The 9,990-nt window shown below is 71.4% G+C and carries 11 protein-coding genes and 1 pseudogene; 8 read left to right on the forward strand and 4 right to left on the reverse strand.

Annotated elements, in window-relative coordinates; all coding sequences use genetic code 11:
- Positions 1 to 33: 33 nt before the first annotated feature.
- Positions 34 to 717, forward strand: coding sequence for a response regulator transcription factor (locus tag AC2CHE_RS18150; RefSeq protein WP_093403456.1), 684 nt, complete (start codon positions 34 to 36; stop codon positions 715 to 717).
- A gap of 156 nt (positions 718 to 873) precedes the next feature.
- Here the strand turns inward: AC2CHE_RS18150 and AC2CHE_RS18155 are convergent, their stop codons facing one another.
- Positions 874 to 1,683, reverse strand: coding sequence for a DUF3109 family protein (locus tag AC2CHE_RS18155; RefSeq protein ID WP_484506082.1), 810 nt, complete (start codon positions 1,681 to 1,683; stop codon positions 874 to 876).
- Between the two features lie 72 nt (positions 1,684 to 1,755).
- Between AC2CHE_RS18155 and AC2CHE_RS18160 the strand changes: the two genes are divergently transcribed.
- Together AC2CHE_RS18160 and AC2CHE_RS18165 are read left to right on the forward strand one after the other, a co-directional pair.
- A complete protein-coding gene (locus AC2CHE_RS18160; RefSeq protein ID WP_484506083.1) occupies positions 1,756 to 2,700 on the forward strand; it encodes a Ppx/GppA phosphatase family protein in 945 nt (314 codons plus the stop codon).
- A 76-nt stretch (positions 2,701 to 2,776) separates the two neighbouring features.
- The gene (locus AC2CHE_RS18165; protein WP_484506084.1) at positions 2,777 to 3,583 is read left to right on the forward strand and encodes a sugar phosphate isomerase/epimerase family protein; all 807 of its coding nucleotides are present in this window, start codon (positions 2,777 to 2,779) and stop codon (positions 3,581 to 3,583) included.
- Between the two features lie 20 nt (positions 3,584 to 3,603).
- Here AC2CHE_RS18165 and AC2CHE_RS18170 read toward each other — a convergent pair whose 3' ends face one another.
- Genes AC2CHE_RS18170 through AC2CHE_RS18180 form a run of 3 tightly spaced genes read right to left on the reverse strand, consistent with a single transcriptional unit; the run spans position 3,604 to position 5,657 of the window.
- A complete protein-coding gene (locus AC2CHE_RS18170; protein ID WP_484506085.1) occupies positions 3,604 to 4,161 on the reverse strand; it encodes a CGNR zinc finger domain-containing protein in 558 nt (185 codons plus the stop codon).
- 18 nt (positions 4,162 to 4,179) lie between these two features.
- Positions 4,180 to 5,346 (reverse strand): glutathionylspermidine synthase family protein, encoded by a 1,167-nt coding sequence (locus tag AC2CHE_RS18175; protein ID WP_484506086.1) that lies wholly within the window; start codon positions 5,344 to 5,346, stop codon positions 4,180 to 4,182.
- 2 nt (positions 5,347 to 5,348) lie between these two features.
- Positions 5,349 to 5,657: a hypothetical protein gene (locus tag AC2CHE_RS18180; RefSeq protein ID WP_484506087.1), complete on the reverse strand. Its 309-nt coding sequence runs from the start codon at positions 5,655 to 5,657 to the stop codon at positions 5,349 to 5,351.
- 69 nt (positions 5,658 to 5,726) lie between these two features.
- Here AC2CHE_RS18180 and AC2CHE_RS18185 point away from each other — a divergent pair, with 69 nt between their 5' ends.
- The 5 genes and pseudogenes from AC2CHE_RS18185 to AC2CHE_RS18205 all read left to right on the forward strand — a co-directional run.
- Positions 5,727 to 6,647, forward strand: a complete 921-nt coding sequence (locus AC2CHE_RS18185) for a proline dehydrogenase family protein (protein ID WP_484506088.1) — start codon at positions 5,727 to 5,729, stop codon at positions 6,645 to 6,647.
- 85 nt (positions 6,648 to 6,732) lie between these two features.
- On the forward strand, positions 6,733 to 7,533 hold the full coding sequence (locus AC2CHE_RS18190) for an alpha/beta fold hydrolase (RefSeq protein WP_484506089.1): 801 nt from the start codon (positions 6,733 to 6,735) through the stop codon (positions 7,531 to 7,533).
- Entirely contained in the window at positions 7,526 to 8,113 is a 588-nt protein-coding gene (locus tag AC2CHE_RS18195) for a TetR/AcrR family transcriptional regulator (RefSeq protein WP_484506090.1), read from the forward strand. The genes AC2CHE_RS18190 and AC2CHE_RS18195 overlap by 8 nt, the downstream gene beginning before the upstream one ends.
- 215 nt (positions 8,114 to 8,328) lie before the next feature.
- Positions 8,329 to 9,582 carry a hypothetical protein gene (locus AC2CHE_RS18200; protein WP_484506091.1) on the forward strand — a complete coding sequence of 418 codons (1,254 nt, stop codon included), beginning with the start codon at positions 8,329 to 8,331 and terminating at the stop codon, positions 9,580 to 9,582.
- A gap of 42 nt (positions 9,583 to 9,624) precedes the next feature.
- Positions 9,625 to 9,990, forward strand: a pseudogene (locus AC2CHE_RS18205) (efflux transporter periplasmic adaptor subunit); the annotation flags it as partial.

Here is a 9,990-nt window from a genome sequence, read left to right on the forward strand (position 1 = left end):
GCCGTCCGGTCCGACCGATGAAAGGAAACGCCGTTGAGTCGCGTTCTGGTGGTCGAGGACGAGGAGTCGTTCTCGGACGCGCTGTCGTACATGCTCCGCAAGGAGGGGTTCGAGGTCTCCGTGGCCGCCACGGGAACCTCGGCTCTCACCGAGTTCGACCGGACCGGTGCCGACATCGTCCTGCTCGACCTGATGTTGCCGGAGATGTCCGGTACCGAGGTCTGCCGGCAGCTGCGCCAGCGCTCGCACGTGCCGATCATCATGGTCACCGCTCGGGACAGTGAGATCGACAAGGTGGTCGGCCTGGAGATCGGGGCCGACGACTACGTGACCAAGCCGTACTCCCCCCGGGAACTGGTCGCCCGGATCCGCGCGGTGCTGCGCCGGCAGAGCCCGGAGGCACCCGAGTCGGGCGCGCCGACGCTCGCCGCCGGTCCGGTCCGGATGGACATCGAGCGGCACGTGGTGACCGTGGACGGCGGCGCGGTGCAGCTGCCGCTCAAGGAGTTCGAGTTGCTCGAGTTGCTGCTGCGCAACGCGGGTCGGGTGCTCACCCGGGGGCAGTTGATCGACCGCGTCTGGGGCGCCGACTACGTCGGCGACACGAAGACGCTCGACGTGCACGTCAAGCGGCTGCGCTCCAAGATCGAGCCGGAGCCGTCCACTCCGCGCCACATCGTCACGGTGCGCGGTCTCGGCTACAAGTTCGAACCCTGATCGGGCCGAGCCGCACCGGCTCGTGACTGCCATCGCTGGTGACGATCTGTCACTGGCTTGGCGTGGTCGCGTTGGGTAATGGCGCATCGGCCTACCCAGCGTGACGGATGACTTACTCTGACGTGCCCGGTCAGTGACCGGCACGCGGGCTCCGCGTCAGACACCGTCGGCCGGGTGCGGGGCGACGAGGCCCTGCCGGGTCCGTGCCGCGCACAGCTCGGCCAGCCTGGCGTACGCCGGCTCGCCGATGAGCGCGGTCAACTCCGGGGCGTACGACAGGTACATCGGGTCGGCACCGACGTGCGCGTCGGTGGACGAGGTGCACCACCAGTCGAGGTCGTGCCCGCCTGCGCCCCACCCGCGCCGGTCGAACTCGGCCAGCGTGGACACCAGCACCTTGGTGTTGTCCGGCCGCTTCACCCACTCCTGATCACGGCGGATCGGCAGCTGCCAGCACACGTCCGGCTTGTACTCCAGCGGATGTGCCCCGTCGCGCAGCGCCTGGGCATGCAGCGCGCAGCCGCCCCCGCCCGGGAAGTCCGCGTCGTTGAGGAAGACGCAGGGCCCGTCGGCGTCCTGGGTGGCGGTCCGCCGGGCCGGGTTCTTCCCGTCGACGGTGTCGTTCTCGGTCCAGTTCTTGAACCCGCGCCGATAGTGCTGCCAGGTCTGCGGGGTCAGTCGCTTCACCGCGGCCCGTACCCGCGACTCGTCGTCGGAGTCGGTGAAGAACGCGCCGTGCGAGCAGCAGCCGTCGGCCGACCGGCCGGCGATGATGCCGTGGCAGCCCCGGCCGAAGATGCACGTCCACCGGGACAGCAACCAGGTGAGGTCGGCCCGGATCAGATGCTGCTCGTCCGCCGGGTCGACGAACTCGACCCACTCCCGGGGGAAGTCGAGGGGCACCTCCCGGCTGCGCGGGTCGGCCGGGTCGTCCACCAGCACGCGGAGTTCGATCTGCCCTGTCACCCGGCCAGCGTACGCGTGGTGTGGCGGGTAGGTCGCCGAGTGGCGCGAACCGGATGGGCCTAGGGTTTCCCCATGCGACTGGGTGTCCTCGACGTCGGTTCCAACACGGTGCACCTGCTGGTGGTCGACGCCCACCGCGGCGCACACCCGTGGCCGGCGCATTCGGAGAAGGCTGTCCTGCGCCTCGCCGAGCAGATCGGACCGGACGGCGCGCTCCGCGAGGCCGGCGCGGACGCCCTGGTCAAGGCGGTGGAGGCGGCGCGTGCGTCGGCCGCCGGTCTGGAGGTCGACGACCTGATCGCCTTCGCCACCTCCGCGGTGCGTGACGCCACCAACGCGGCCGACGTCCTGACCCGGGTACGGAACTCCACCGGTGTACGGCTGGAAGTGCTCTCCGGCGCCGACGAGGCGCGGATGACCTTCCTCGCGGTCCGCCGGTGGTTCGGCTGGTCCGCCGGGCGGCTGCTGGTGCTGGACATCGGTGGCGGCTCGCTGGAGATCGCGGCCGGTATCGACGAGAACCCGGACGTCGCGGTGTCGCTGCCCCTGGGAGCCGGTCGGCTGACCCGGGACCGGCTCGGGGTGGATCCGGAGAGCACCGTCCCGCCCGCACCGGAGACGGTGGAGGGGCTGCGGCAGTACGTCGACGCCCACCTCGATCCGGTGGTCGAGCGGATGACCGAGGTGGGTTGGGAACGGCCGGTGGCCACCTCCAAGACCTTTCGTACGCTGGCCCGACTGGCCGGTGCGGCACCCAGCGGGGCCGGGCTCTGGGCCCGACGTCGACTCACCCGGTCCGGCCTGCGGCAGGTGCTCGGCTTCATCCGGCACATCCCACCCGTCCAACTGGTCGGGTTGGAGGGGGTCAGCGCCGGGCGCGCCCACCAACTGCTGGCCGGCGCCGTGGTCGCCGAGTCGGTGATGCGTCGACTCGGCGTGGACTCCGTGGACGTGTGTCCGTGGGCACTGCGGGAGGGCGTGATCCTCAGCCGGATGGATCGACTCGCTCCGGTGTGATCCCCGTCGTCCTCGCTGCCCGGTTCACGAACTCTCGTCAGGGTGTTCGAACCGCACGGCGGCTACCCTCGGTGGTGTGACTTCCCGTGTCCCGGTGCTCCTGTCCAGTTCCTCGGTCTTCCCTGAGCGGACCGCGGCGGCGTTTCAGCTGGCCGCGACGCACGGCTACGACGGCCTTGAGGTGATGGTGTGGACCGACGCGGTCAGCCAGGACGCGGGCGCGCTGCGCGGACTTTCCGATCACTACGGGGTGCCGGTGCTTTCCGTGCACGCTCCGTGCCTGCTGGTCACGCAGCGGGTGTGGAGCCCCGACCCGTGGGAGCGGCTGCGGCGGGCAGCGGTGCTGGCCGAGACGCTGGAGGCGCCGACCGTCGTGGTGCACCCGCCGTTCACCTGGCAGCGGGAGTACGCGCGAGGCTTCGCCGAGGGGCTCGACCGGGTGGCCGGCGAGTTCGGTGGCCTGCGGTTCGCGGTGGAGAACATGTACCCGGTACGGATGGCCGGCCGCCAGTTCGTCCCGTACGTGCCCGGTTGGGATCCCACCGAGGCCGGTTACGCCTCGTACACGCTCGACCTGTCGCACTGCGCGGCCTCGCACACCGACGCGTTGGCGATGGCCGACCGGATGGGCGACGGTCTGGCGCACGTGCACCTCGGTGACGGCACCGGCGAGGGCCGCGACGAGCATCTGGTGCCGGGACGCGGCAACCAGCCCTGCGCCGAGCTGCTGCGTTCGCTGGCCGGGCGGGGCTTCACCGGCTCGGTGGCGGTGGAGGTGACCACCCGGGGCGCGAAGAGCCGACAGGTCCGCGAGGCGGATCTACGCGAGGCGCTGGCGTTCGCCCGTCAGCACCTCAGCACGCCGTCCCCGGTCGACGCCTGACCGTCGTGACCGTTGGCCGATCAGGAGACCGGTGTCAGCGGATCCGGCTGGTTGGGCACGGCGGCCCGCTTGCGGGCCCGGTGTGCGGCCACGTGTGAGCGGGTGGCGCAGCGCTCCGAGCAGAACCGCCGGCAGCAGTTTGACGAGGTGTCCAGGTAGACGTTGCCGCAGCGGTCGTCGGCGCAGACGCCGAATCGGGCGCTGCCGTACTCGCAAAGCCACACCGACAGACCCCAGACCGCGCCGGCCAGATACTCCGAACTGACCGAGGCGCCCCGGCTGGTCACATGCACGTGCCAGTCGCTGGAGTCGTGCCCCGAGATGCGCGGCTGCACCGGGAACGCCTCCAGCAGGGAGTTCAGTTCGCTCACCGCCTCGACGTCCCGCCCCGAGGTGCCGTACTCGAAGACGTCACGCAATCGCTTCTGCGCGCGCCGGAAGGCCGGCAGGTCCCGCTCCGCGGCCTCGTCGCGCATCCACTCCTGGTCGTCGCAGAAGATGGCCCGCAGATCGTCGAGATCGTCCAGGCGCGCGTTGACGAGGTCAACCCCGGTGCGGGCGTACGCGTCGAAGTTCACGCTCCCACGGTAGACGACTCACTCCGGGCGTGGCGCATCGATGTAGTGCGGCAGGAACCGCGCGTAGCCGTCGGTGATCAGACTTGCGCTCTCCCGCAGCCCGGCACCCGCCGACTCCCCGTCGACGATCCAACTGCCCAGCACCAGGTGGCTCCCGGCGAACTCGGGCAACGCCCGGAACTCCTGGTAGCAGAAGCCCTCGTCGCCGTATTCACCCGGATTGCTGATCTCCTCGCCGGGGGTGACGATCCGCACCGCGGCCCCCTCCCGACCGAGCAGCGGCTTGGCCACGTACTCGCGCATCCCGCGCGGCGAGTCCAGGTACGCCGGCAGCAGCAACTCGTGCCCCGGGTACAACTCCCACAACACGGCCAGCAACGCCTTGTTCGACAACAGCAGCTTCCAGGCCGGTTCGATCCAGGTGGTCGGGGTGCCCGGCGTCAACGCCAGTGGACCGTACGGTTCGGCGAGCATCCACTCCCACGGGTAGAGCTTGAAGCAGGTGGTGACCGGACGGTCGTCGGTGTCGATGAAGCGTCGGCCGTCCCAGCCGAGATCCTGAATCGGCAGCAGCTCGACGTCCAGCCCCGCCTGGCGGGCGGTCTCGGCCAGGTAGCCGGCGGTCATGTGGTCCTCGCCGGTCTCCTCCTCGTTCGACCACACCACGTGCACCCGCCGGTCGTGCAGCCCGGCGCCGATCTTCGTCCAGCTGCCGACGAGCCGTTCGTGCAGGCTGTTCCACTGGTCCAGGTCCGGGCGGGTGTGCTCCAGCCAATACCACTGGATGATGCTCGCCTCGACCAGCGCGGTCGGGGTGTCGGCGTTGTACTCCAGCAGCTTCGGCGGCCAGCTGCCGTCGTACCAGAGGTCGAAACGGCCGTAGAGGGTCGGTGGCGTCTCCCGCAGCGAGCGGGCGACCGCCTCGGCCGCCCACGCCGGGATGCCGAACTCGGCGTGACGGTTGCGCGCCACCACGTGTTCGGCGGCGGCCACCGACATCCGGTGCAGTTCCTCGGTTGCCTCCTCCAGCCGCAGCACTTCGTCCAGCTCGAAGGCGTACGCGGCGGTCTCGTCCCAGTACGACATCACCCCACCGTTGGGTAGCTCCGTGTCGACGTAGACCAGGCCCTGCTCCCGGATGGTGGTGTCCCAGTCGGGGCGCGGTGTGGTCGGTTCGCGACGCACGTTCAGCCGCCGCAGGCGGCGAGGTGGGTGCCGAAGCCGCCGCGGTCGGGCACGGCCGCGCCGACCGGCTCGGGCGCGACCCGGCCGACGCTGGTCTCGGCGGCGGGGGCCGGCACCCGCAGGGCCAGGGCCACCGTCTCGCCGCCACCGGTCGGGCCGAGGGCGCAGTCGTCATCGTCGTCGTCGGAGGTCATGTTGCAGCCGGAGAGGGCGAGCGCCAGGGCGGTGATCGCACCGAGCTGTACGGTGGCCGATCGGAGTCGGCGGCGAGGGCGTTGTTCCACGACATGGTTGTAACCGATGAAAGCCATCCCGTCCGTCCCGGGCCCGGGGCGGACGGGGACCGTACCTGGCGGTCGGGTGGGCGTTACGCTCGGCTCATGCTCCGTTCCGTCATCCTTGCCGCCTCCCGGTCATCCCGGGTGGAGCGGCTCGTCGCGACGGCCCCGTTCACCCGGGACGTCGTCCGCCGGTTCGTCGCCGGCGCCAAGACCGCCGACGCGTTGCGCGCGACCCGCGAACTCGTCGACGACGGTCTCGCGGTCACCCTCGACAATCTCGGCGAGGACACCGTCACCGGTCAACAGGCCAACGCCACCCGGGACGAGTACCTCACGCTGCTACGAATGCTCGCCGAGGCGAAGCTGACGCCCGCGGCGGAGGTGAGTGTGAAGCTCTCCGCGCTCGGCCAGGCGTTCGACGAGCAACTCGCCTACGACAACGCCCGGGCGATCTGCGCCGCCGCCGAGGCGGCGGGCACCGCGGTCACCCTCGACATGGAGGACCACACCACCACCGACTCGACCCTGGACATCCTGACCAAGCTCCGTAAGGACCACCCGTCGACCGGGGCGGTGCTGCAGGCCTACCTGCGGCGTACCGAGTCCGACTGCCGCGAGTTGGCGTCGGCCGGGTCGCGGGTGCGGCTGTGCAAGGGCGCGTACCGGGAGCCGGAGTCGGTGGCTTACCAGTCGGCCCGCGAGGTCGACAAGTCGTACGTCCGGTGCCTCAACATCCTGATGTCCGGCGACGGCTACCCGATGCTGGCCACCCACGATCCGCGTCTGATCGCCATCGGTGTGGACCGGGCGCGGTGGTACGACCGTGACCCCGACCGCTTCGAGTTCCAGATGCTCTACGGCATCCGGCCGGAGGAGCAGGCTCGCCTGGTCGGCGAGGGCTACACGGTGCGCACCTACCTGCCCTACGGCGACGACTGGTACGGCTATCTGATGCGCCGTCTCGCCGAGCGCCCCGCCAACCTGGCCTTTTTCGCCCGCGCGCTCGCCTCCACGAAGTAACCCCCGCCCGTACCGCCGATCGACCCGGTCGGCGGTACGCGGCGCAGCCTTGACGCCGTTGGCTAATGCCATTAGCCTTCTGGTTATGACAGCTAGCTTGGTGGAGCGTGCCGGCGGTCGGATCGCATACGAGGTGCACGGGCAGGGGCCGCTGGTGGTGCTCTCGCACGGCATGGGAGAGAACCGGCACTCCTACCGGCATCTGATTCCGCTGCTGGTGGCGGCGGGCTACCGGGTCGCCTCGATCGACGTACGCGGGCACGGCGACTCCAGCGCCGACTGGCCGTCGTACGCCCCGGCGGAGGTGGGTGGCGACCTGCTCGCGGTGGTTCGCGACCTCGGTGGTGGTCCGGCCGTCCTGGTCGGTAACTCGTCCAGCGGCGCGGCCGTGGTCTTCGCCGCCGCCGACGCACCGGACCTGGTCAACGGCATCGTGCTGGTCGGCGCGTTCGTCAACCAGCCGAAGCTCAACCCCTTCCTGCGGCTCGCGCAACCCGTGGTGCTGCGCAGTCCACGGTTGTTCGGCCTGTTCCACCGCACGCTCTTCCCGGTGCACCGTCCGGCCGACGACGCGGAGTACCGCCGGCACCTGGTGGCGGCGCTGCGTCGCCCCGGCCGGATGGCGCCCGTGCGGGGCGTCATCCACCCGGTGCAGCCGCACTGGACCGCCCGTGCCCCGCAGGTGCGTCAGCCGGTGCTGGTGCTGATGGGCACGAAGGACCCCGACTTCCCCGATCCGGGTGCCGAGGCGCGGGCCGCCCGGCGGCTCTTTCCGGTCGCCGAGGCGCGGATGCTCAGCGACGCCGGGCACTACCCGCACGCCGACCGTCCAGAGGCGATGGCGAACGAACTGGTCGGCTTCCTGGCGGCGGCCAACCATGCCTAGGGCCGGGCTCAACGCGCAGGTCGTGGTGCGCGAGGCGGCCCGGCTCGTCGACGAGGTCGGGTATCAGCGGCTCACCCTCGCCGCGCTGGCGAACCGGCTCGGCGTGGCGCTGCCCAGCCTCTACAAGCACATCAAGGGCGCCGAGGCGCTCGCGCAGCAACTGTCCGCGCTGGCGACCGCCGAGATCGCCGACGAGATGACCACCGCCGCCGCCGGCCGGAGCGGCGAAGACGCACTGCGGGCCGTCGCCGCCGCCTACCGTTCGTACGCCCGGCGGCACCCCGGTCGCTATCCCGCCACCCAACGGGTACCGGATCCGGCCGACCCGGCACACCTGGCTGCCGGGGAGCGGGCGGTCGGCGTCGTCTACGCCATCCTGCGGGGTTACGGCATCGACGGTGACGCCGCGGTGGACGGGGTCCGGATGTTCCGGGCGGCCGTGCACGGTTTCGTGTCCCTGGAAGCGGCCGGCGACTTCGGGCTGCCTCGCGAACTCGATCGTTCCTTCGACCAGATGATCGCCGCGCTGGGCGTGGCGTTCTCGTCCTGGCCCGCCCCGGGGGAGCCCGGCGCGGGCTGACCCGGCGTACGGCAGCGACTTCCGGTCGATCACTCTTTCGCTGCCGCCGCCGGAAGCCGTACCCTTCGCCGGTGGATCACGGGGGCCCTGCGGGCGACGACCAATCGATGCCGGCGTCCGAGACGACGCATCCGCCGATGACGGCGACGCCCGCCGAGATCCCGGCGCCCGTCGACGTTCCGGTGCCCGCGAGTCGACCTCGGCGGCGGTGGCCAATGTGGGCGGCGCTTGGTGCCGTCCTGCTGACGCTGAGCGGCGGCATACCGGCGGTGCTGCTGTCCGACGTGGAGGTCGGTGAGCCGGCCACGGCCGCCTCGCCGACGGAGAACCCGACCACCGTCGCTGCCCGGCAGCTCGCCGAACGGATCACCGCACAGCTCGACAAGCAGTCCGCGGCGCTGCTCAGTGGCGACCGGTCCGGTTTCCTGAAGATCGCGGGCTCCGCCGCCCGGGACGACCTGCGCCAACGGTTCGCTGCGCTACGGGCGTTGCGGGTGACCCGCTGGGCGGCCCGCCCGAGCGGCCTGCCCATGACGGCCGGCAAGATCGGAGAGTGGCGGCTGGCGGTCGAGTTCCAGTACTGCTTCGTGACGCCGGACTGCCGGCCCAGCCCACTCATCGTCGAGACCCGGTGGCGCGACGGAGCCGAGCCCCGGCTGCTCGCGATCGGTAGGTCGAAGCCCGCACCGACCGTCGGCGACCGGGCCAACGGGCAGCCCGGCAGCCTGCCCTGGGAGGTCAGCGCGCTGGTCACCAAGACGGGAAAGCGGACGATCGTGGCCGTTCCTCCGGCGCACCGGCACCGCCTGCCGGGCCTGTCACGGCGGGCCGAAGCCGCGGCCAAGGTAGCCGACGAGTACGTGGTGGGCGGCACGAAACCCGACCGGTACCGGATCTTCTACGCCGGGCAGAAGGAGTGGAGGCGCTGGTACGGCGGAGACCATCCGGAGTGGAGCGCCGGGTACGCGGTGAACGTCGGTGGTGGGCACTACGAGCTGGTACTCGCGCCCGACAGCTTCGTCTACGGGACCGGCCTCGACGAGGTGCTCCGGCACGAGCTGGCCCACGCCGCCACGTTGCCCCAGAAACGGGACTACTCGGACGAGTCCACCTGGTGGCTGGTCGAGGGCCTGGCGGAACTCGCGGCGGTCGACGGCCAGCCCTTGGCCCGGTACGCCGGACTGAGCGACACCCGGCGGCTGGTCAAGGGGGACTGGGACGGCAAGCTCGACACGATCGCTCCCGACGGGGACACCACGGACAAGGCGGTGACCGGCAGCTACGGCATCGCGTACCTCGCCGCCCGCTACTTCCTTGAGCGGTTCGGTGAGGAACGCCTGCTGGCCTTCGCCAAGGTCGTGCTGCACGACCGCCGGATTCCACGGCAGACCGCCGAGGAGATCTTCGACGCCCCCTGGTCTGACCTGCACAAGGAGTGTGTCGCGTACATCCGCGGCGCGGTGCGCTGACCAGAGGCCCTGGCCGGGCCGACATCGACAAGGGCTCGTAGCATGTGTCGCGTGCGCCGCTCCGACTCGCCGCGGCTGCCAGCCCCGCGGCTCCGTTTGCTCACCGTCCTGCTCGCCGTCACCGTCCTGACCGTCACCACCGCCGCCTCGTGCGGTGGCGACGAACCGTCGATCACGCTCGCCGCTGCGGCACGTGCCGCCGTGACGGAGGAGATCGACGCTCCCGCCACGGTCGTCGCGCGGGCGGCGGCCACCCTGACCGCCCCGGCCGACGGCACCCTGGCCCGCCTGCGGGTGAAACCGGGCCAGCGGGTCAAGCGGGGCCAGGTGCTCGCCGTGATCAGCTCACCATCGGCCCGCGAACGGCTCCGCCAGGCGCGCGGCGCCCTGGCCGCCGCGAAGCGCGCC

It is taken from the genome of Micromonospora sp. ATLC16 (assembly GCF_057196645.1).

Coding starts and splice junctions, on each gene's coding strand:
- AC2CHE_RS18195 (WP_484506090.1), top strand. CDS start 7,526: ATGCCTAGGGCCGGGCTCAACGCGCAGGTCGTGGTGCGCGAGGCGGCC.
- AC2CHE_RS18200 (WP_484506091.1), top strand. CDS start 8,329: ATGTGGGCGGCGCTTGGTGCCGTCCTGCTGACGCTGAGCGGCGGCATA.
- AC2CHE_RS18190 (WP_484506089.1), top strand. CDS start 6,733: ATGACAGCTAGCTTGGTGGAGCGTGCCGGCGGTCGGATCGCATACGAG.
- AC2CHE_RS18160 (WP_484506083.1), top strand. CDS start 1,756: ATGCGACTGGGTGTCCTCGACGTCGGTTCCAACACGGTGCACCTGCTG.
- AC2CHE_RS18180 (WP_484506087.1), bottom strand. CDS start 5,657: ATGGCTTTCATCGGTTACAACCATGTCGTGGAACAACGCCCTCGCCGC.
- AC2CHE_RS18185 (WP_484506088.1), top strand. CDS start 5,727: ATGCTCCGTTCCGTCATCCTTGCCGCCTCCCGGTCATCCCGGGTGGAG.